The 23,443-nt window shown below is 37.3% G+C and carries 20 protein-coding genes and 1 pseudogene; 9 read left to right on the forward strand and 12 right to left on the reverse strand.

The window, feature by feature from the left end; all coding sequences use genetic code 11:
• Positions 1-287 precede the first annotated feature (287 nt).
• Positions 288-863 (forward strand): transposase, encoded by a 576-nt coding sequence (locus tag EZ428_RS10915; RefSeq protein ID WP_131553173.1) that lies wholly within the window; start codon positions 288-290, stop codon positions 861-863.
• Positions 864-1,128: 265 nt separating this feature from the next.
• On the opposite strand, the gene EZ428_RS10920 is transcribed toward EZ428_RS10915, so the two are convergent.
• From EZ428_RS10920 to EZ428_RS10975, 12 genes and pseudogenes are all read right to left on the reverse strand, one after another.
• A complete protein-coding gene (locus EZ428_RS10920) occupies positions 1,129-2,319 on the reverse strand; it encodes a phosphoglycerate kinase (protein WP_131553174.1) in 1,191 nt (396 codons plus the stop codon).
• A gap of 3 nt (positions 2,320-2,322) precedes the next feature.
• On the reverse strand, positions 2,323-2,754 hold the full coding sequence (locus EZ428_RS10925; RefSeq protein WP_131553175.1) for a GNAT family N-acetyltransferase: 432 nt from the start codon (positions 2,752-2,754) through the stop codon (positions 2,323-2,325).
• 47 nt (positions 2,755-2,801) lie between these two features.
• Positions 2,802-3,803, reverse strand: a complete 1,002-nt coding sequence (gene gap / locus EZ428_RS10930; RefSeq protein ID WP_131553176.1) for a type I glyceraldehyde-3-phosphate dehydrogenase — start codon at positions 3,801-3,803, stop codon at positions 2,802-2,804.
• Between the two features lie 226 nt (positions 3,804-4,029).
• Positions 4,030-4,374 (reverse strand): annotated as a pseudogene (locus EZ428_RS10935) (four helix bundle protein).
• 203 nt (positions 4,375-4,577) lie between these two features.
• On the reverse strand, positions 4,578-5,699 hold the full coding sequence (locus EZ428_RS10940) for an MraY family glycosyltransferase (protein WP_225871038.1): 1,122 nt from the start codon (positions 5,697-5,699) through the stop codon (positions 4,578-4,580).
• A 444-nt stretch (positions 5,700-6,143) separates the two neighbouring features.
• Positions 6,144-6,893, reverse strand: coding sequence for a glycosyltransferase family 2 protein (locus tag EZ428_RS10945; RefSeq protein WP_131553177.1), 750 nt, complete (start codon positions 6,891-6,893; stop codon positions 6,144-6,146).
• On the reverse strand, positions 6,862-7,326 hold the full coding sequence (locus EZ428_RS10950) for a hypothetical protein (protein WP_131553178.1): 465 nt from the start codon (positions 7,324-7,326) through the stop codon (positions 6,862-6,864). Before EZ428_RS10950 ends, EZ428_RS10945 begins: the two co-directional genes overlap by 32 nt.
• Before the next feature lie 534 nt (positions 7,327-7,860).
• A complete protein-coding gene (locus EZ428_RS10955; RefSeq protein WP_131553179.1) occupies positions 7,861-8,496 on the reverse strand; it encodes a DUF6266 family protein in 636 nt (211 codons plus the stop codon).
• A 591-nt stretch (positions 8,497-9,087) separates the two neighbouring features.
• Positions 9,088-9,447 carry a hypothetical protein gene (locus tag EZ428_RS10960; RefSeq protein WP_131553180.1) on the reverse strand — a complete coding sequence of 120 codons (360 nt, stop codon included), beginning with the start codon at positions 9,445-9,447 and terminating at the stop codon, positions 9,088-9,090.
• Between the two features lie 676 nt (positions 9,448-10,123).
• On the reverse strand, positions 10,124-10,654 hold the full coding sequence (locus EZ428_RS10965) for a hypothetical protein (RefSeq protein ID WP_131553181.1): 531 nt from the start codon (positions 10,652-10,654) through the stop codon (positions 10,124-10,126).
• A 492-nt stretch (positions 10,655-11,146) separates the two neighbouring features.
• Positions 11,147-11,551, reverse strand: a complete 405-nt coding sequence (locus EZ428_RS10970; RefSeq protein WP_131553182.1) for a hypothetical protein — start codon at positions 11,549-11,551, stop codon at positions 11,147-11,149.
• A gap of 758 nt (positions 11,552-12,309) precedes the next feature.
• Positions 12,310-12,750 carry a hypothetical protein gene (locus EZ428_RS10975; RefSeq protein WP_131553183.1) on the reverse strand — a complete coding sequence of 147 codons (441 nt, stop codon included), beginning with the start codon at positions 12,748-12,750 and terminating at the stop codon, positions 12,310-12,312.
• Positions 12,751-12,985: 235 nt separating this feature from the next.
• On the opposite strand from EZ428_RS10975, the gene EZ428_RS10980 reads away from it, so the two are divergent.
• From EZ428_RS10980 to EZ428_RS11015, 8 genes are all read left to right on the forward strand, one after another.
• Positions 12,986-13,786 (forward strand): polysaccharide biosynthesis/export family protein, encoded by an 801-nt coding sequence (locus EZ428_RS10980; RefSeq protein ID WP_131553184.1) that lies wholly within the window; start codon positions 12,986-12,988, stop codon positions 13,784-13,786.
• On the forward strand, positions 13,786-16,179 hold the full coding sequence (locus EZ428_RS10985; protein WP_131553185.1) for a GumC family protein: 2,394 nt from the start codon (positions 13,786-13,788) through the stop codon (positions 16,177-16,179). The genes EZ428_RS10980 and EZ428_RS10985 overlap by 1 nt, the downstream gene beginning before the upstream one ends.
• A gap of 155 nt (positions 16,180-16,334) precedes the next feature.
• Entirely contained in the window at positions 16,335-16,694 is a 360-nt protein-coding gene (locus EZ428_RS10990) for a four helix bundle protein (RefSeq protein WP_131553186.1), read from the forward strand.
• A 235-nt stretch (positions 16,695-16,929) separates the two neighbouring features.
• Positions 16,930-17,436 (forward strand): UpxY family transcription antiterminator, encoded by a 507-nt coding sequence (locus tag EZ428_RS10995; RefSeq protein WP_131553187.1) that lies wholly within the window; start codon positions 16,930-16,932, stop codon positions 17,434-17,436.
• Positions 17,437-18,140: 704 nt separating this feature from the next.
• The gene (gene asnB, locus EZ428_RS11000) at positions 18,141-19,940 is read left to right on the forward strand and encodes an asparagine synthase (glutamine-hydrolyzing) (protein ID WP_131553188.1); all 1,800 of its coding nucleotides are present in this window, start codon (positions 18,141-18,143) and stop codon (positions 19,938-19,940) included.
• Complete coding sequence (locus EZ428_RS11005; RefSeq protein ID WP_131553189.1) at positions 19,933-21,063, forward strand: glycosyltransferase family 4 protein; 1,131 nt, start codon at positions 19,933-19,935, stop codon at positions 21,061-21,063. The genes asnB and EZ428_RS11005 overlap by 8 nt, the downstream gene beginning before the upstream one ends.
• 218 nt (positions 21,064-21,281) lie before the next feature.
• A complete protein-coding gene (locus tag EZ428_RS11010; protein ID WP_131553190.1) occupies positions 21,282-22,139 on the forward strand; it encodes an ABC transporter permease in 858 nt (285 codons plus the stop codon).
• 49 nt (positions 22,140-22,188) lie between these two features.
• Complete coding sequence (locus tag EZ428_RS11015; protein WP_131553191.1) at positions 22,189-23,442, forward strand: ABC transporter ATP-binding protein; 1,254 nt, start codon at positions 22,189-22,191, stop codon at positions 23,440-23,442.
• The last annotated feature ends 1 nt before the right edge of the window (position 23,443 follow it).

Here is a 23,443-nt window from a genome sequence, read left to right on the forward strand (position 1 = left end):
GAATATAACAGACCATGAAAGGTTCATCGGATGACTAACTAGATAATCTTCATAAACCTTTGTAGTCGTCCGATGAGATTGGCAGGACGACTTATAATCATCGGATGACGGAGCAGTCTATTGTCATCCGATGAATATAGCAAACCATGAACGGTTCATCGGATGACTAACTAGATAATCTTCATAAACCTTTGTAGTCATCCGATGAGATTTGCAGGGCGCATATACTCATCGGATGACGGAGTTTATTTTGATATAGAGAGAATTATTCTTATCATTATTTACCTATGGAATTTATTGAAGACAGCATCTATCATATTTATAATAGAGGCAATAACAGGCAGCAAATATTTTTCACTGACGAAAATTACCTATTCTTTTTAGAAAAGATAAGAAGTGGATTTAGTTTACATTGTGAAATTTTATCTTATTGTTTAATGCCGAATCATTTCCATTTTATTGTTTTGATTAAGAGCAAGGAGGATGGAAGAATAAGGGATTTAAATAGTGCAATTGCTATTATTCTTCGCTCCTACACAAGGGCAGTACAAAAACAAGAGAATTTTACTGGCTCACTTTTCCAACAAAAAACAAAAGCTAAAAAATTAGTTGGCAATGTAAATGAAACAGTAAGCTATTTATCAATCTGCGCTCATTATATACATCAAAACCCATTAAAGGCTGGACTTGTTAAAATACTAAAGGATTGGAAATATTCTTCTTATCCAGATTATGTTGGATTAAGAAATGGATCTTTGTGTAACAGGGAATTATTTTATGCATTTGCAGGAATAAGCAAAGAGCAGTTTTTAATTGAGAGTGAAACTTTAGTGTCTGAAAAACTTCAAAAGGATTTATTTTAGTAGTCATCCGATGAATATAGCAAACCATGAAAGGTTCATCGGATGACTAACTAGATAATCTTCATAAACCTTTGTAGTCGTCCGATGAGATTGGCAGGACGACTTATAATCATCGGATGACGGAGCAGTCTATTGTCATCCGATGAATATAGCAAACCATGAACGGTTCATCGGATGACTAACCTTGAAACCACCTTGAGTTGTCTCATTAGTCGTCCGATGAGATTGGCAGGGAGCAGATACTCATCGGATGACAGATTTTTTTCTAACTCATGATCGCCTTAACACCTGGCAATTCTTTACCTTCCATGTATTCTAATAAAGCGCCACCACCGGTAGAAACATAACTTACTTCATCTTCTAAGCCAAATTTTGCGATGGCCGCAGCAGAATCACCACCACCTATTAAAGAGAAAGCACCATTTTTTGTTGCGTCAACTACCGCATCGGCAACAGCTCTTGTACCTTGCTCAAAGTTTGCCATTTCAAAAACACCCATTGGGCCATTCCATAAAAGGGTTTTAGAGTTTTTAATAGTTTCGGCAAATAATTCGGCTGTTTTTGAACCGATATCTAAGCCCATCCAATCAGCAGGAATTTTACCAGTATCTACTTGGTCTTTAGAAGCCTCATTATCAAATTTATCAGCTATTATCGTATCTAACGGAAGGATTAAATTAACGCCTTTTGCTTTTGCCTTATCTAACAACTCTAGGCAAAGCGCCATTCTATCTTCTTCTAAAAGTGAAGTTCCTATTTCTCCACCTTGTGCCTTAGCAAAAGTGTAAGCCATTCCGCCGCCAATAATTAAATTATCAACCTTATCTAATAGACTTTCGATCAATAAAATTTTATCTGAAACCTTTGCTCCCCCCATGATTGCGGTAAATGGTTTTGCCGCACCGTGATTTACCTTTTCAGCATTTTTCAACTCCTCAGCCATTAAGTAACCGAAATATTTAGCATCTGGAAAAAATTGCGCCACAATAGTTGTAGAAGCGTGCGCACGATGAGCCGTTCCGAATGCATCATTCACAAAAACATTTCCCAATTTAGATAAAGCTTCAGCAAATTTCACATCTCCCTTTTCTTCCTCAGGATGGAAACGAAGATTTTCTAACAAAAGCACTTCTCCTGCTAAAAGGTTTTTTGCTTTACTCTCTGCATCTTCGCCAATACAATCTTCAGCAAACTTCACGGTTAAATCTAATATCTTAGATAAATCACCTAAAATGTGCTTTAAAGAATATTTATCTTCTGGACCACCTTTTGGCCTACCTAAATGCGACATTAACACTACCGAGCCACCATCATTTAATATTTTATTAATAGTTGGCAATGCAGCACGCATTCTTTTATCATCGGTAATATTAAAATCTTTATCTAAAGGCACGTTAAAATCTACCCTTATTAATGCTTTTTTATCCTTAAAATTTAATTGGTCTATTGTGTTCATATTTTAGTATAAGTTTAAAATCATTTCGTAATGTGGTCCCACGCCTGCTATTTCAAATTCTTCACCAACTAAATCAAATCCAAGTTTTTGATAAAATTTAATGGCCGAAGTTCTGGCGTTACACCATATATATTGTGCTTTTGTTTTTTTAATATATTCAATGGCAAATTCAACTAATTGTTTGCCATAACCTTTTCCTAAAAATGGAGTATCTGTTGCCATTCCACGTAATTGATAACCCAATTCTACCTTGTCTTTATAATTTTTAGGGAAAAAAGAGGCTATTGTGGCAATCTCATCACCCACATAAAAAGCCAAATGAAATGCGCCTTCAACCTTATCTGTAGGAAAAACGCAATCCTCCAATGGCATTCCATTTCTTAAAACCTTACTTCTAAGGCCTAATGTAAGTTCTGTAGGTATAAATTTAACCATTTCTTAAGTATATAGTACCTAGTAGTTAGTATAAATTAGCTAGACACTCAATTAATGGATTTAGCTTTTTCAATTTTTTCTACTAAATCAACTAATCTATTTGAGTAGCCCGATTCATTATCATACCAACCCACTACTTTTACCAAATCACCTACAATAGAGGTAAGTTGTGCATCAAATATACAAGAATGTGTGTTATTGATGATATCAACTGATACGATTGGGTCTTCTGTATATTCAATTATTGAGCTATATGCTCCATCAGCAGCTTTTTTAAATGCTCTATTTATTTCTTCGATGGTAGTTTTGCGCTTAAGTAAGCAAGTAAAATCTGTTAACGAACCATTTAAAACAGGAACACGAATTCCTGCACCCCCAAGTCGCCCTTCTAGATGAGGAAAAATATTGGTAATCGCTTTAGCAGCACCTGTTGTGGTGGGAATAATTGAAGATGATGCTGCTCTGGCCCTACGTAAATCGTTGTGTGGCGAATCATGAAGGTTTTGATCGCCTGTCATAGAGTGGATTGTGGTGATATAACCTTCTTCTACACCCCAATTATCATCTAAAATTTTAACCATTGGCGCTACATTATTTGTAGTACATGAAGCATTTGATAAAATTGGTGCCGACAGGTCAATTTGATCATCGTTTACCCCAATTACAATCATTGGAATATCCTTATCGCTTGCAGGCGCAGAAATCAGTACCTGCTTGGCTCCTGCTGCTAAATGTAAGGTAGCACCTGCCTTGTTAGCAAACTTACCAGTAGCCTCTATCACCAAATCTATTTCTAATGCTTTCCACGGCAGTTGACCAGGATTAGCATTTGATAAGATCTTTATCTTTTTGCCATCAACAATCAAAAAATCGTCCTCATGAGAAACAATTCCTTTGTAAACACCATGAACCGAATCATATTTAAAAAGATGAGCAAGTGTTGCTGGTGCAGTCAAATCATTTATAGCAACCACATTTAATTGGCGTTCTATTGCTGTGCGTAAGAAAGTACGACCAATTCTGCCAAAACCATTTATAGCGATGTTCATTTGGCAAAACTACCTATATTCTTTTAAAGGAGTGAAAAATAGTTGTTCGTTGGACGTTGTTCGTTGTTCTTTGACCGTTATTCGTTGTTTGTTGTTTGTTGGACGACAAACGGTAAACGACAGACGATGGACGACAAACGAGGGACGTTGTTCGTTGAGCGTTGTTCGTTGTTTGCGGGACGAAAAACGACAGACGAAAAACGATGGGCGACAGACGACAAACGATCTAACCCAAAGACTTAATCAATTTAGCTAACATCATTTTTATACTTATTATTTGAGAGTCCATAACTAAATAAGTTTCTTCAGATAAATAAGATAAACTCCTCGCTAAAAACAAATGGTGATGTGTTTCGGCTAAAGAGCCTTTAGCAATATATAAAAACTGCTTAAACTCTTTTACATATTGCCTAGCCTGACCTTCAACAATGTTAGTTGGTACACTTGATACACTTCTTTTAATTTAAGCAGTTAAGCTAAACAACTCCTCTTTTGGAAATTGCTTGGTCAATAAATAAATGACCAAAGTTAATTCGTGAGATTTCCTCCAAACTTCTAATTTGTTTTCCATGATTTAATTATTAAAAATTTATAATCAAGGATGATTACTGTAAATATAATACTTTTTTCGTTGTTCGTTGAACGTTGACCGTTGGGCAAAAGACGACAAACGAAAAACGATGGACGACAAACGACAGACGACAAACGTTGTTCGTTGACCGTTATTCGTTGCTCGTTGGACGAAAAACGATGGACGATGGACGACAAACGAAATCAATTACCCGATCTAAAGGTATCCTTAAATACCACATCAATTAACCTGTAACTTGAGTTGTCTTTTTTACCAATTAAATAGGTGATCACCATATTAAACAAAACACAGATGGTTATTAACAAGGAAATCAATGAGAAATTACCAATATCCTGCAATGCAACTGCGAGAAAAATCATGCAGATACCAAACAATGTTAAAGTAAGAACAATTTTGTTTGCGCTAAAACCTAATCGCTGTAACCGGTGATGGACATGATTGCGATCTCCTTTAAAGGGTGGTTTCCGGTGAAGTATTCTAATAAAAAATATTCTCAAAGAATCAAAAATAGGCACCATTAAAACGGCAACAGCTATAGAAGGTGCAGAATTAAAATACGGATTGGGTTTTGACCCTATTTTATTGAGCTCAATAAATTTGATGGCTAAAACCCCTGCAACCAAGCCGATAATCAGGGCACCCGTATCGCCCATAAAAATTTTAGCTGGCGAGTAATTAAACATTAAAAAGCCCAATACCGAGCCAAACATTGCAAAAGCGATGAATGCATAAGAATAAGCTCCTGCAATAGCGAAAAACACACCAAAACTTAAGGTAGCCAATACACCAAGTGTACCAGCAAGCCCATCAACCCCATCAATTAAATTAAATGCGTTGTTTACGAAGATAATTACAGCTATAGAAAACAGGCTCGCTCCTATTATATTAACATCCCACAAGAAAAAAACGCCGTAAAAGCTAGTTAACCTAAAATCTCCAGCCACTACCAAAATGATAGATACAACGATCTGCAACAAAAATTTAGTGCTGGGACGTACGCCATATAAATCGTCTTTTAACCCGAGGGCAAACAGAATAATGCAAGAGGTAAGCAAAAAATTAGCCTGTTTATAATTTACCATTGCGGCAAATAATAATGTGGTTATGGTAAAACTACAAAAGATAGCAACACCACCTAATCGCGAAATATGAAGTCTATGAGATTTTCGATAACCATCTGCCTGATCAAACAGGCGATACTTAATTGCAGTAAATATTATCGATGGGATGCCAGCTATGGACAATAGGAAGGATAATCCTACAATTGCGATATAATAAATTAAATTTCCTTCTAATAAATTCACGTAAAGTAATAGCTAAACCAAATATAACATAATATTTATAGAAAGTTAAATTAATTAACCTGTAATGCAATGTTAAGGGTGAAGAGGATCTGCAGTAAAAAAGAGTTTACCATATAAGGCATTTAAGAGAATATAAGAAATGTTACAAAAATTCCTATCGGCTGGTGTCTCACCTGCCGAAACTGAGTTAGCTTTTCATTGGATTACCAAAAGAGATATCTCTTTCTTAAGTACCACTTACCTGGGCTGAGTTATTGAAGATGGTTAGAGATTAGAGTTGAGGAGTTAGGATCGATGGATTAGGTGGCTTTAGTGCTCAAGAGGGTTAGGGAATCTCAATCGCTCCCGAAGAATCGGGACAGGCGTTGGGCATTCCTCCACAGGAGCCCCTTTGGGACAAAGCACAACAAAACCCTAATCTCTAACCACCTTAACCCTACCCCTTCAACTACGTAAATACTGAGGGATCTTACTTAGTTTCTTAAACAACAAGGTGATTAATGGAAGTGAGATTTTATTCTCCTTAATTGCCTTGTAATCATTCTTTAAAGCCAAATACCTTTGTTTAAAGGAGTTGTTGCTTACCCCACCAACCCGCATGTTAACGATAAGTTGATCGAGGAATTTTGCATTGATTTGATAACGATAAAGAAACCTGATCATCAACTCGTAATCCGCAGCGGTACCAAAATCAAGAGAGTAACCCCCATATTTTTCGAATAGCTCCCTTTTAGCATAAAATGTTGGGTGAGCAGGCATCCAGCCCATTTCTATATCTTTTTTCTCAAACTGCTTTGACAGCCACTTCCTACTTATTTTGCCCGTGTTTTCAGCATCTACATAATTGAGATTGCCATATACCGCATCGGGTCGTAGAGATTCAAAACATTTGACGATCTTGGCTATTACTTCTGCCGAGGTCAGCATGTCATCAGCATTAAGCACACCAATGATCTCGCCAGTTGAAATGCTTATGCCCTTGTTAATGGCATCATAAATACCTTTGTCTTTTTCTGATACGAAATGTGTAATTCTGTTACGATAACTATCAATTATAGGTAAAGTACCATCCGTAGAAGCGCCGTCGATAACAATATACTCTATGTTTGGATAAGTTTGGCTGATTATAGATTCTACACAGTCTTTGATATATTTTTCTGCATTATAAACTACGGTGATCAGGCTTACTTTCATTACGGAGATGCATGTTTTTATTCCCGTACAGGAATATTGCTATCGTAAAGATAAATAATGCAGGGATATAATCATCAATAGGACAGTTATTATACAAATGACCATAAACACCATTTTTATAAACTGTTGTAGTGGTACCTCCTGCACCATCTCCATAATAAACAGTACAAGGCGGACCCAGGTCATCTAAACATTCAGCCCCACTTTGGTCGGTATAACCACCCAAACCAGCAAGGGTTCCCGTAAACTTAGTGTGATCAAAAGGCGCTATTTCATTTAAATAAACTCTTTGTGTACTCCCCGCCAACACGTGGCAACCAAAAAAGTCGACTGCATGAACCGCAGCACAATTTAATACTGCAAAAAACAGTAGAACGGAACAAATTATGCGTAAAAAACTTTCAATAGGAATGATAAATAGAAACTTTTTCATGAGCTTAGATTTATCAGGATTACTGAACTTATGAAAAAAGATTTGAAGAATAAAAGAATAATTTCATTTAGAAATCAGGAGTTAACTTATTGTTTTTGAAGGAAATAATTTGTTTGGAAAGTTAAGAGTGTGGAGTTGGTGAGAATTTGGTTAGAGGTTAGGGGTTAGATGTTGAGGCGTGGATTCGTTAAGCTGTCGAAGACTATTCAACAAACGAAAAACGAGAAACGATGGGCGGTAGACGTTGAGTTGATGAGGTGTTGAGGTGTTAAGCTGTATTAGAAAGACTTCGACCGTTGTTCGTTTGGAGTTGGATGAAAGATAAAAAAACGACAGACGGTAGACGTTGAGCTGATGAGTTGTGAAGGCGATGAGAAAATTGGTTAGAGGTTAGGGTTGAGAGTTAGGGAAAAGACGTTGACCGTTGTTTTCTCAAAAAACGACAAACGACAAACAATGGACGTGGAGATGTTGAGTTGTGGAGATGTTAAGTTGTATTCACAAACGAGACGATCGACGGCAAACAACTGACGCCTAAATAACCACTACACTTCCCAGATACGTACTGTTACTCTTACTCGAGCGATCATCAGCTATAAATGCTAGATATAAATGAAAAGTTCTACCAGCATGGCGTTTTTCTAGTTTGAGTTTGGCAGTTCCACTATTTCTTGTCGCCGCTCCAGCATCGTAGAAAACTCTTCCATTTTCAATATCATAGGCCACTAGCATCGCTTGGTCGTTGTACTCTCCCTTATATTCGGTACTCCATTCATAAATAAGCTCCTGGTTTTCAGCACAACTTATATTCGTTGTAAGAGGCAATGGCTGCGTACCACAACTTACCAATGCCAATTCGGGGTTTATCAAAAAACCGCCATTCCCATCACTCTCCAAAGCATTTTTTTGGTTGTAAGATTTAGCTGCAACAAACCCTTGATAAGTTGGCTGATAGCCCTTAAAACCAATGCGAAGAAAATCTGTGAGCGGCTCAAGCCATCTTTGGGAAACCGCAAACTTTAGTCGATTCAATAATTCCTTTTCGGTAGGCGGGCTTGTTCTTTTCCTTGGAAGACCACGTAATACCTGTTGTCCATTTAATTCAACACCAACCACACTTCCTACCTTGCCTCTAAAATTGCCATTTATTCCATTCCTGCCAACTGCCATAACCTCTAATTTTCAAAAAGTTATAAATAATTTTATCTACCTCCAAGTTTAATTAAGTTTTTATTAGTATTTAACAGGTATTTAACTCGGATATTACAGGGAATCATCCCTGTCTTATACCTGTTTTATCCCTGTTATCTCCCTGTTATCTCTTTGTTAATTATATAGAGGTAAGCCGATGACCATAGGCGTTAACGGGGAGAGAGTTGAGTTGTGAAGGCGTTGAGTTGTAGAGACTACCTCGACAAACGAAAGACGACAAACGATGGACGGTAGACGTTGAGTTGGTGAGTTGTTAAGCTGTTTATACAACGACAAACGGTGGACGTTTAGAATTGTTGAGGCGTGGAGTTGGTGGTGAGAAGAGTTTAGAGGTTAGGCAGCCGATAGTTGTTCGTTGGGCGTTGGCACTGGGCGATATACAAAAACGACAGACGATGGACGACAAACGATGGACGACAGACGACAGAAGTTTAGAGGGTTAGGGTTGAGAGCTTAGACGAGAACGATGGCGTTGTTCGTTGAGCGTTGTTCTTTGGGTTGCAATATATACAACAAACGACAGACGAAAAACGACAGACGATAAGCCATTTACGCCATAACGTACATCTTCTTTCTATAAAGATAACAAGCTCCGGTACCAGCTGCTATTAGAGCAAATACGCCAGCGTAATCGTCTAATGGACAAGCTACCATTGTAAACGTGCCTTCAACTCCTGAAGTAGTTCCAGATAAACATACACCGAAGACATTAAGCCCACCATTACATACAAGACAGGTAGGTCCGGTTACGGGAGTCCAGCTACAATAATTGGTAGAAAGACCTGTGAAGACATTATTATAATATGTCCCTAGAATTCCTTTACTTGTATAAACAATATTGTTCGGAAGTAAACAACCTGTTGCAGATCCTTGAGAAAATGCTGTTAAGGAAATTAAGGAAAAACACACTATTAAACATTCCCTTTTCGATACTGTAAATCGGTTTCCAAAGACAAACTTCTTTCCTTTCAAGGAAAAAGCTAAATAAAGTAATTGATAAAAGTTAGATATGACCTTTGAGAGCTCCATACAATAGGGGATTTGTATGAATTTACCATCAATTTGAACAAGAATGGTCGTTCTTTTTGTTCAAGTATGCCATAGAATTTATTAGAATGGGCTTTTTTCATTAAAAGCATGAGCTTGCCTGGGAAAACCTGATGAAGATGTGGCTGATTATATGTGTTGAGTTGACCCAAAGGGATGCCTTTGGCATTGAGGTGGTTAGGGGTGAGAGGTTAATTTGTGGAGTTGTTGAGGTGGTTAATGGGTTTATGCACTTACACCTTCTAGCATCGAATGAGCTTTTCAAGGGAATATCTCTTACAAGCAGCCGAAACCAGTAATTGTACAAGTGAGGGATTTTATATACATCTGATGAAAATACCATATGTACTATATTCATCGGATGATAATTGAGCGCTGTCATCCGATGAGTACTCCCCAGAAGTCCCTTTGGGATAACCCCCCCTGCATTCTCATCGGACGACTAGATCGAGGAATTTGCTTAGTACCCATTCGATTGATAAGCTAAGTTTCGACAGATGGACGCCAACCGATAGGGAAATTTTAAGCAGATTAGGTATTAATTGACAGGGGAAATATTAGGTTTTCTTTTATTGATATGATAGAAGCCAAGACCTGTCATAAAAAGAATAAGAAATGGGATATAATCATCTAAAGATACATTGCAATATGTTGGATTATTATAGGTAAAGGTTGCGTATTTGCCATTGTTGTTGACATTACCATTGCCAGCTGCGGCTAAGGATGGTGATGTAACACAGCTATTATCCGCTCCTTGGGATATAATTTCGTTTTGGGCGGGTATAGTTACATTGGCTCCATAAGGAGGGATGCTGTTATCATAATAAGAACCTTGTGGATAAACATTGATCTTACCACATTGGTATCGATTAGAGCTGTTAGAATTAATATCAATAGAATTACCACTGTTTTTATATACTCTAACCATATTATTTACATTTCCATAGTAAGGAGCCATACCTAAATATTCAGTATAAATTGAACTGCCAATATTACAACCAGTACCTGATGTCTGGGCGAAAAGAGAATTACAGATTAATACTAAAAAAAATAAGATTTTAAACTTCATAGGGATTCAATATCTCCATCTAATCAATTTCAACACCATTCCACAATAAAATATGTCATTGAAATATCATTAGCAGTTTAAACATCTTTAATCCTTACAAAACAATTGAAAAGCAAACAAAATAAGTGAACAAAATGAACAGGCCTTAGAATAAGGCAGTAGATAGTGAGGAATATTGAGGAACAAAATTCACAATCAAAAACCTCATAACTCCCCAATATTACCCAATTACCAATTGGTATAATTATTGATAATAAGCCTTCTTTTAAACATTTACTTTGGGTTGAGTTGTTGAAGAGGCTTAGGGTTGAGAGGGTTAGATTGGCTTACGCATTGACCCTCCCCTCCCCGTCTTATCCAACAAACTTTTCGCAAAGGCCTGCCCGATTCTTCGGGGATATCTCTAAGTTAATTGAACAGAACGAGGCACCTATACAGAGTGATTAGGTTTAGTTGTGGAGTTTTTTAGAGGTAACCACCTACAAATCTTGACTAGATAGGCATTAGATTAATTCTTTTGCGTAGATGGATTAAACCTAAGACAGAGCTTGCAAGAATTAAAAAAGGGATATAATCATCTAATGGGCAAAGTACCATTGTAAAAGTATTATATACCCCGGTTTGTACGTTGCCTGAACCACCACTACAGTTTCCACCATTGTTGTATTGCCCATTTTGATCAAAACAAACAGTACAAGTAATACCACCAGTAGGTGTCCAATCACAATAACCTGAAGAAAGTGCAACGACACCTGCATTACTATTGAACTTGTAAAGACCAGCAGTTGTAGTTGTATAAACTTTATTATCTGGCAATAAGCAACCAGTTCTAGACCCTTGTGCTAAAAGACAAGCATACATAAACAAACTGCATAAAAGCAGTATTCCTTTTTTCATATTGGGGATAAATACGAGCGATCTTGGCAAGATTAATGCCATTATTCTAAAAAGCTCTAATTGGGTTAGGCGTGGAGTTGTTGAGATGGGGTTTAGATGGCTAGGTGTTGAGGTGTTCAGAGGTAAAGAGCGCCCTATATGCTCATCGGCTGACTAGATGAAGGCTTACGTTCCGGCAGGTGGGACACCAGCCGATAGGCAAAGGGGACTCCTTCGGAGCAGCAGTCAGCCTGTCCCGATTTTGATTCGGGAAGCTGAGCATGACGGCTTGCCCTCCGTCATCCGATGAGTATAAGGCACCCCGCAAATCTCATCGAACGACTAGACGAGTAAGGATATGTGTTGAGTTGGTGAGGCGGTTAGTTGTGGGGGCGTTGAAGGTGGTTAATGTTGCAAACTGTTTACAGGCCGTTCTAGCGCATTACGATGCCCTCCCGATAGCTATCGGGACAAGCTGAGCATTGTGTCTTGTCCTAAAATAGGTTTACCCAAGACGACTGAGCACTGTCATCTGATGAGTATAAGCAGTATGCAAACCTCATAGGATGACTAGAGGACGGGTAATAGTGTGAATTTGTTGAGTCGGTTAGGGTTTAGGGAGTTAAGTGACTTTTGTGCTCAGGAGGGCTAGAGAATCTCAATCGCTCCCGAAGAATCGGGACAAGACACTCATTTCGAAGTGAAGACAAGGCAGGGACGTGCTCAAGAGGGTTAGGGAATCTTCCCAATGAAGGATTGGGGAGAAGTGACGGGAATATTCATCGGATGACGGGAAATAACTTATTCGTTCTACGTAAATAGAAAAAGCCTAGGCCACCTACAGAAAGAATTAAAAAAGGGATGTAATCATCGATAGGACACTTAATCTCTGTATAATTATATAATACTCCAATATTATTACTATTATAACTTGTGGTCAATCCGCAATTAGTTATCGCAAAGGGATAACCGATATGATATTGTTCACGCAAAGCATACCTATTCTGATCCAATGCGGGGCAAGCGCCGTATAAGGCTGGCAAAACTGGAGAGGCATATTGCGGCCTATTTCCAAAAAAGCCTCCATATACATTTTGAACAAATGTTGTATATATGGTACTACCAATTAAACATCCTTGCGCTGCAAATACCTTAGTTACTGAAATTGTTAAAAACAAAACTAAAATAACTGATATGGAACATACTCTCCTGTTGTTCATACACCTCATTTTTCTTTTAATCAAAAGAAAAAGAGATAAAATTGAATTAATTTGTAACATACCTTCTCCATTTAAAGAGAGCGGTTGTTTATATTTTAATTCTTTGGTAGAACGTTAATGAAGATGATTGTTATGATAACGACAAATAAATGATTAGAATGTTTAACTTTTTTTAAGCATTTTTAAAATGTATTTTTGATACACGATTAGTACAGCTATAGCGCTACAATAAATTATGAACAAAAACTCTACGTTAAATTATTTTTTAGCAGCTCTATTTATACTTCTATTTTCTGCTTGTGGTGCCCGTAAAGAGCGTACGCTCTTTAATGCAGCCACTGATGTGGTAACAGACTCCATTAAACAGGTTTATGTGGTAAATGACCAAGGTGCGGGAGAAATTTATTATAAGATAAAGGTAAATGACCAGTTAGCGGTTCGTAACTTACAAGACCGAGAGTTTGGCGTAAAAAATTCGACCGCAAGTGCAGCAACGGCGACAGTTGGTACAAACGTCACTTCTTATCAGGTAGATGCAGATGGGAACGTTAATTTACCAGCTATAGGCAAAGTGGCCGTATTAGGTTTAACCAGAAAAGAAATTGCAAACAAGTTGCAAACTCTATATGGAGACAAATTGTTGGTAGACCCCATTATTGAAGTAACGGTGGTTAATGTTAAAGTTACCCTATTAGGGGAATTTAACAAACAAGGCAATTTTCTTTTAGAAAGAGATAACACTACCTTAATAGATATTTTAGGAGAAGCTGGGGGCATCAATACTAAAACCGCTGATCCCAAAACGCTAAAAATCATTAGGGGCGACCGTAGTAATCCAGAAATTATTTATGTAAATTTAAACGACATCAATAGTTTATCGAGTAAAAAACTGATTTTGCAAAACAACGACCTTATTTTATTACAACCAACAAAAAGCAGTGCTTTAAGTGAAAAACTACAAGGCATTAACAACATGATTCAGCCAGTGCTTGTTTTGCTAAACGTAGCTTTGCTTATCTTTACCATCTCGAGATAATGAATGCCCCAGAAAATATGCCGAATCCAAAATCTATTAGACAGGATATAGATTTTTATAAAATATTTAAGGTTTTTTTTAGTCGTTGGTATTGGATAGCCGGCTGTGTAATTATTGCATTGATCATTGCTAAAATTAATTTGGCTTATACCGTTCCTACCTACCAGAGTTATGGGCAATTAAAATTGCAGGAAAGCAACCCAACTGTTAATACAGTGGCCGCTGCCCCTTCACAAGTATATAACTATACGGATAAAATACAGGCAGAGGGTTTTGTGATCAGGAGTAATAGCGTGATCTTAAAAGCGATAGAGAGTCTTGATTATAAGGTTTCTTACTATTTGCAGGGAACACTCAGAAAAAGTGAGTTATACCCTAACAAACCTTTCGCAATTGAAATCGTTAAACAGGATTCTATTAATTTTGGCAGAAATGAGTATTTCGTTGAACCCATCAATGCCGCAAAATTCTACTTAGCAACAAGTGAGAAAGGAACCAAAACCCAATATAATTACGGTGACAACATTAATCTCGGGGAGATGATCTTTAAGATCAACACTCGAATCCCAGACAAAGGCAACTATAGCTTTAAATTTAACAGTAAGGAAGATTTTTTAGGCAGGGCCAATGTAAACACCAACGAAGCGGCAAAGTACACCAATGTGATGTCCTTAACTTTTACCGATAATAATGCCGTATTTGCCACGGATATGTTAAACGCGGTCATGAAATCATACATTGCCCATGACATTACAGAAAAAAGACGTTCTGCCAGGCAAACTGTTGCCTTTATTGATCAGCAATTAGGTTTTTCTAATAAAAAAGCCGATACAGCGGGCTCAAATTTCGCTGATTACAAGGTTAAGAATAAAATTATTGATTTAGGTTCTAGCAGTCAGACAAATGCCGGAAAGCTAAGTGCATTTGAAACTCAAAAGACCGAACTGAACCTAGCCATGATTGGCATTAAACAATTAGAAGAACAGCTCAATACCAATCGTGATAAAATAAGCATCAATTTAAATCTAGAGGGAGACATGAGCGGCTCTCTAAATGCCCTCATTACCCAGTTGAACAGCTTAATTGCAGAACGCCAAAAAAAACTGCTTGATTTAAAACCTAACTCGCAACCCATACAAGATATAGACCAACAAATCTCGGCATTAAAAGGCTCCATTAGAACCAATATCAACTCCTTAAAAGAGAGAAACCAAAAAAACATCAGGTTTATTGATAGCCAGATTGCACTAACTAATCAAAACCAAAGTACCCTACCAGGCAAGGAAAAGGATTTTGTGCGTTACCAGAGTAATTTTGAGGTTAGCAATAAGGTACTCACCTTTTTGTCTGAAAGGAAATTAGAATCTGAATTAAATGAAGCAGCCATTGTACCAGGTGCTGCCATTGTTAATTTGGCCTCTTATGCCAGTCCTATTACTTCAAACCCCAATAGCGTGTATTCATTTGCGGCCATGATGGGCCTTTCTGTTGGCATAGGTTTAATTCTTTTGGTACGTTTCCTTAACCCATACATTTACGATAAAGAAACGGTAGAATCGCTAACATCCACTCCTATTATTGGGGTAATTAGGAAATTCCCAGATTTTATAGATAACGACAGCAGACAAGCACTTTCATTAACTAAACCAAAATCTGTATTTGCAGAATCGGTTAGGTCTGTACGTACCAACTTAAGCTTTTTAGCTGCAAATAAAAAGAGTAAAACAATTTGTATTACCTCTGAGGTTTCTGGCGAAGGAAAATCCTTTGTAACCGTAAATTTAGCGAGCACTTTAGCCTTAATTGATAAAAAAATCATTTTAATTGCGGCCGATTTACGTAAATCTAAATTACACAGAGCCTTTGGCAACGACAACAAGAAAGGGTTGAGCAGCTACCTGTCAGGACAATGCACTTTAGAAGAAATCATTACTCATGATGAAATGCATGGTTTGGATTTTATTCCATCTGGACCTGTTCCACCAAATCCTTCAGAATTATTGCACACTGAGTCGATGAAAAAATTATTGGAGATTTTGGCACCACAATATGACTATGTATTGGTAGATACAGCTCCTGTAGGTTTGGTATCTGATGCGATTCCATTAATCCGTCAGTCTGATGTTAACTTATTCGTCATCAGATCTGGTAAATCTCAATTTAGGGCGGCAGCAATCCCAGAAAGGCTATCAAGAGAATATGGATTGAGTAACCTAGCCATTGTATTAAATGCATTTGGTGATGATGCCCTTCACTCTAATTATTATACCACAGATTACTCTCGTGGTGGAGGTAATAGCACTTATTATTATTCTGATTATTCTGGTTATTCTGGCGCAGGTTATTATGACAATGACCCTAAGAAGTGGTGGGAGGTGTGGAAGAAGAAGTAAGGGGTGTTGGTTAATTGTTTGAATTGGTTAACTGGTTAATTGGTTAACTAGTTAATTGTTTGAATTGGTTAATTGTGGAAGTGTTGATTTAATTTGTACATTAGGTAATCCCTATTTGGTTAGTTTAAATATTATACATTTTAAATTTTACCATTATGCATACCTATTCTTTTGAAAAATTAGAGACATGGCAAAAAGCTAGAATATTCCGAAAAGAAATTTATTTGTTAGTTAAAAAATTTCCTAAAGAAGAGATCTTTGGGTTAACTAGCCAAATAAAACGATCATCAAGTAGTATCGGAGATTGCTTGGCTGAAGGCTCAGCTAGAATCACCTCAAAGGACAAAGCTCATTTTATTACAATGTCTTATTCAAGTACAATTGAAACTATCAATCATATTATTGGTGCTTATGATTTAGAATATATAGATGAAAATGAATACATTTCGTTTCGCTTAAAGCTTGATGAAATAACAAACAAATTAAATGCGTTGAAGAAATCGATATTGAAGTAGATTAATTGGCCGGGGAGGTTAATTGGTTGAATTGGTTAATTGGTTGACGGGCTAAGTGATTAATTGTTTTGAATAAAAATCTTTACTATTATATTTGGAAGCAGTATCTAAATTGTCTGCAATACAGTTAACCTTAATACTTATAGCGCAATTAACAATTTCAACAGTTAACCCCAATATGCACAATGCAGTTAACCGCTTTATACAATTAAACAGTTAACCCAATCCTTCCCTAATGATCGACAATACATACAAGTGGTACCCTATTTACACCAGATCAAGGGCGGAGAAAAAAACAGCTGAGGCATTAACTAAAAGGAACATTACCTCCTATTTGCCATTAAAGAAGGTACTGAAACAATGGAGTGACCGCAAGAAGGTGATTGAAGAACCATTGTTAAAATCTTATCTATTCATCCATATTTCTTCTAAAGAATATAATGAGGTATTAATGACCTATGGCGTTACTCGTTTCATCTACTTTTCCGGTAAAATTGCTTCAATTCCTGATAAACAATTAGAAGATCTTAGGTTATTACTTGCTAATGGCACTGATCTTGAACTGATTGACTATAATATTTCTCCTGGCGAAAAAGTTTTAATTAAAGCAGGGCCTTTTAAGGGAATTATCGCAGAATTAGTATCTTTAAAGAACAAAAAGAGTATAGTTTTACGATTAGAAAACATCGGATATTCTATTCTTATTAATACTTCCATGGCTTTCATAGAACCCATGGAGTAAACAGCAATTTATTAAGCAGCTACAAAAAATAACCTGTGACTGAGAGGGCGAAGCTGTGGGCGGTCTTAATTTAATTAGTCGTCATTGCCAGCTTGACTGGCAATCTTAATGCCTTAAGCGCTTTGCCTTTCTATCGCTTTAAGATACCCAATCGAGTTGGGTATGACGTTCTCTCCTAATTCGCGTCATACCAATGCAGGTGGAAAATGATTATTTAACGGAAGAGTTGAGACGCGAAGACGAAGCCTAATGAATGATGAGAGACTAAAACGTAATGCCAAAAAACAAATAGAAAGGAATGGTTTAAAATAATGTGGGGTACATATCATCCCCCTCCCTAAACACAGTCCAGCACCCCCCCTTCAAAGGGGGACTTGCAAGATGCCTAAAAACAACAAATAGAAAGGAATGGCTTAAAGTAACGCAGGGTACATATCATCCCCCTCCCTAAACACTAGCCAGCACACACCCCTTCAAAGGGGGACTAGCAAGTTGCAAAAAAAACAACCAGTTAAGCAAAACAGGTAAGGAACCAACAAATCTAAGGAGATTTAAAATTCGTAAATCAAATAACTGTCATCTCCACCTGCATCAAGCAGGCTGAGCTACCCTAAACAATGGGAAGAGCTGTTAAAGGATTCATCAACAGTCTTCGACACTTCGACAAGCTCAGTGCAGGCTGAGCTCAGACTGACAACAAAAAAATGTGTAGAATAGCAGGTATTATAGATAAACATCAAGATTTAACACTAAGCAGTGCTAAAGTAAAAGAGATGTGCGCTATAATGGCTCATGGCGGACCTGATGGAGAAGGGTTTTATGAAAATGCTAACGACAACGTTGTTTTTGGGCATCGTCGACTGGCTTTAATAGACCTCTCTATCACTGGTCATCAGCCCATGATACATGACGATAAATATGTTATTTCTTTTAATGGAGAAATCTATAATTATTTAATCCTTAAAAAGAAATTACAGGATTTAGGTTTCCAGTTTCGCACAAAAAGCGATACGGAAGTTATTTTAATTGGTTTTGCTTATTGGGGAACAGCGGTGTTTGATAAATTATCGGGTATGTTTGCCTTTGCGCTATATGACAAAACCACCAATAGTACCTATCTCGTAAGGGATCAATCGGGTATTAAACCACTTTACTACTCGGCTATTGACCAACGATTGATTTTTGCTTCAGAGGTTAAAGCATTTAAAAAACTGCTGAAAGAAGAAAACCCCAATTGGAAAATTTATTTTTTAGCCTTTGGCCATATTCCAGAACCTTATACCACATTAAAGGATGTGTTGATGTTACCTAAAGCCCAGTATTTAAAATGGGATCATCAAACTGGTACTCATGAACTCCATTGTTTTCATAAAGAAAGCCATGACATTTTAATCCATAAAGTTGAAGCAGCTCAAGAAAAAGTTAAAAATACAATAGAAGATGCTGTGGCTCGTCATTTAATTGCCGATGAACCCATTGGCGTATTTTTAAGTGGTGGAATTGATAGTGGTTTACTGACCTTGTTGGCTGATGAGGTGCAAAATAAAAATGGACAGCAACTACACACCATCTCCATTAACTTTAAAGATGAGCAATTTTCAGAGAAAGCATACCAAGACTGTATTTTAAAAGAGGTGAACAGTAAACATTACGAATATACTTTGGATGAAAGTACTTTTGCTGAACATTTCCCATCAGCACTTGCAGCCATGGATCAACCAACTGCTGATGGGATTAACTCTTGGTTTATCAATTATTACGCGAAGTTAAATGGTTTAAAAGCTTTTTTGTCTGGCATTGGTGCAGACGAGTTGTTTGGTGGTTATCCTTCTTTTGATAGAATGGGTATTGTTTCATTTTTAAGCAGTCTGCCTCATTTTATGCTAAAGATGGCTTTAAAAATTAATTCGGTCACCTTAAAAAGAACCTACTATCTCCATTATAAAAACACCATTGGTAAATACTTATTTTTGAGGGGCTTTTTTACGCCTGATGAAATCAGTAAATTATTAGACATCCCTGTTTCCAAAATCGACGGGGTTTTAAAAAACTTGTCCATTGCAAATATGCCGAACGCTTTAGGGAATGGCGAGCAAGCGAGCTGGTTAGAAACAAATTTATACATGCAAAACCAGCTGCTGAAGGACACTGATTTCATGAGCATGCAACATGGAATTGAAATTAGGGTTCCGTTTTTGGATAAAGAATTATTGGGATTAATCAATTCCATTGCTGAACCAGTCAAATATAAAAATACCAAGAAAAAAGGCTTATTAATAGATAGTTTCATCAACTTATTGCCCAGGAAAATTTGGGACCGACCAAAAATGGGCTTCACCTTCCCTTTTCAGCATTGGTTAAAGGACGATCAATATTTTCAACAGCAGTTGGCAAAATGCAATAACCAAAGGGCAAAAGAGCTCATAGCTAATTTTAAGAAGGGCGATTTACATTGGTCTAAGGCAATGGCCATTTATCAGGTTTTTAATACCATAGATGATTAAACCAAAAATCTTATTCCTCACCCTAAACACCTTTAGCTTAACTGGAGGCATTGAAAAGGTGAGCAGAATATTGACTAAGGTTTTGGATGACGGCATCAAAAGCAAGGAACTGAATGCCGAAAGCATAAAGGCACTTTCGCTATGTGACCTGCACAGAGATGTTGATACAAATTATTGCAGCAAGAAGAATTTCAGGGGTTACGGTTACAATAAGATGCGGTTTGGCTTAATGGCTGTTTTAAATGGCCTAAGGAGTAATACCATTATTTTAAGCCATGTTAATCTATTGCCTATTGCCTATTGCGTAAAATTGCTTTCGAGCAAAACAAAAATCATCATGCTTGCCCACGGCATTGAGGTTTGGCGCAATATTAAACCCTGGAAGAGATATTTTCTTAGAAAACACATTGAAATTTGGGCCGTGAGTGAATTTACTGCCCAAATTTTGCAAGAAAAACACCAGATCAATAAACATCAGATTAAGGTATTGAATAACTGCCTTGACCCCTACTTAGTGTTAGCAAAAGACTTTGAAAAGCCTCCATATTTAATAGATCGATATCATTTAAAGGAAAATCAACCTGTATTAATCACCATTAGCCGTTTATCTTCCTTTGAGTTATATAAGGGTTATGACATGGTTATAGCGACAATGCCTGCCTTATTGAAAAAATTTCCTGACCTGATTTATATTTTGGGAGGTAAGGCCGACTCGAGGGAGAAAAAAAGATTAATGGATTTGATTGACAGCAAAGGCCTTCATCAACATGTTTTATTAGCTGATTATATTCCTGATGAAGAACTAAAAGACCATTTTTTATTGGCAGATCTTTTTGTGATGCCTAGCAAAAAAGAAGGTTTTGGCATTGTTTTCATTGAGGCTGCTTCTTGCGGTTGTCCGGTAATAGCTGGCAATCAGGATGGCAGCGCAGATGCCTTATTGAACGGCGAGCTAGGTTTGTTAATTAATCCAGAATCACCTGAAGAATTGATCAATGCCATTGAACAGACTTTAGCCAAGGGTAAAAGTGAGGAGTTGAGCCTGGCGTTGCAAGAGAAATGCGTTTCGCATTTTAGTTACGAACAATATAAACAAAAAGTAATAGGGCTTCTGGAGCCCTGATGACGACCCCTCCGTAGTTCCGTCATTCCCGTGAAAACGGGAATCTTAAAGCGAAGGGAAGGTGAGAGATGTTAATAACGAACGCATTAAGATGCCCTCCCGATAGCTATCGGGACAAACTGAGCATGACGAATCCAAAAAAATGAGCACTGAAAATCACGAATGGACACCCCACCCCAGCCCTCCCCTGAAAGGGAGGGAGTTAGATATTTCGAAATATGAGTAATCAAGATCAAAGTTGGACAATTGAGTCTAAATCTTCTCTATTTGACCTGAAGTTTAATGAGGTTTGGGCTTATCGCGATTTGCTTTTATTGCTGGTAAGAAGGGACTTTGTTTCCTTTTATAAACAGACCATGTTAGGGCCTTTATGGTTCTTTATCCAGCCTTTATTTACCACCATAATCTTTACCTTCATTTTTGGGAATTTAGCAGGTATATCAACAGACGGCCTACCAAAACCTTTGTTTTATATGGCTGGTATTACGGCTTGGAATTATTTTGCCGACTGTTTAACTAAAACATCAACCGTATTTAAAGACAATGCCAACATTTTTGGTAAGGTCTATTTCCCGAGATTAATTATGCCGCTCAGTATTGTAGTGAGTAATTTGGTTCGCTTTGGTGTACAAATGATACTGTTTCTTTTGATGATGGCTTATTATCATTTTGTAATTGGTGCTTCATTTAACATCACCTGGGCTATCACTTTGTTTCCTGTTATTGTAATTCTAATGGCTTTATTGGGTTTGGGTGCTGGCATGATCATCTCAGCCATGACTACTAAATATAGAGATCTGGCATTTTTAGTAACCTTTGGCGTGCAACTCTTGATGTATGCCACTACTGTAATCTATCCCCTATCAACCGCTATCGAAAAATATCCTGATTATGCGTGGGTAATCGAGTACAATCCCATGACGCCTATCATAGAAACCTTTAGGTATGGTTTTTTGGGCGAAGGAAGTTTTAGTTGGCAGGGTTTAACTTATGTTACTTTAGTAACTTTCGTACTCCTAATATTTGGAATTGTCATATTCAATAAAGTGGAACGAAACTTTGTAGACACAGTTTAACCCCACCCCAACCCTCCCCTGAAAGGGGGGGAGTTAGAAATCTCTAAATATGTCAAACATTGCAATAAAAGTAGAAAATTTAAGTAAAGCTTATCAGTTAGGTCAAATCGGCACAGGAACGATTAGTCGTGACTTAGAGCGCTGGTATGCAAGGATACGAGGCAAAGAAGATCCATTTTTAAGGATTGGAGAAACGAACGACCGCAGCAGCAAAGGCACTAGTAATGTGGTTTGGAGCTTAAAAGATATTAATTTTGAAATAGAACAGGGTGACGCCGTAGGCATAATTGGCAGAAATGGAGCTGGAAAAAGCACTTTATTGAAAATTTTAAGTAAGGTAACCGCTCCTACCACTGGTAAAATTTCTGGCAAAGGAAGAATAGCGAGTTTGTTAGAAGTTGGCACTGGTTTTCATCCGGAATTGAGTGGCCGAGAAAACATCTTTTTAAATGGTGCTATTTTAGGCATGCGCAAAAAAGAAATTGCCCGAAAATTAGAGGAAATTGTAGATTTTGCTGGCATAGAACGTTACTTAGATACTCCTGTTAAGCGTTATAGTTCTGGAATGTATGTACGCCTAGCTTTTGCTGTAGCTGCCCATTTGGAGTCGGAGATTTTAATTGTTGATGAAGTTTTAGCCGTTGGCGATGCTGAGTTTCAAAAGAAATGTTTGGGTAAAATGGGTGAAGTGAGCAAGGGTGAAGGTAGGACGGTACTTTTTGTGAGCCATAATATGGGGAGTATAAAGCAGTTATGTAGTAAGGGTCTTGTTCTAGGAAATGGCGAGTTAGCATTTAATGGTGACATTTTTACTGCAGTTAACCATTATGTTAACAATCAACAACTCAAACGTGCTGAGTTAAAATTTTCAGGTCCATTAAATAAATATATAGATATAATCGGACTTCGTATAAATAGAAAAGAAGAAACCCACTTAGATTTCCCGCCTACTGAAGATATAGTAATTGAAGTTATTTACAAGGTTAAAGAAGACCTTAATGATCTTATTATATTTATTTCATTATTCAATGATGGTTACAGGTTATTTACTAAAAGAGATGAATCTTCGTTAAAACCAGAACTTGATAAAATTTATAGTGCAACTTTTAACATCAACAAGTTTACACTCAGACCAGCTTCCTACACTTTAGCCCTTGGTGCATGGGGCAACAACGAAACGCTGTGGAGTTGGTCTCCAGACACATTATCCTTTAAAATAGAAGAAATGTGGTCTGAAAACTTTAATAAAAGTGATGAAGGAATTTTCAACCTTGATATACGTACCTGCAGATCTTTAATTTAAT

The sequence above is a fragment of the Pedobacter frigiditerrae genome (genome assembly GCF_004331645.1).
Lineage (GTDB): Bacteria > Bacteroidota > Bacteroidia > Sphingobacteriales > Sphingobacteriaceae > Pedobacter > Pedobacter frigiditerrae.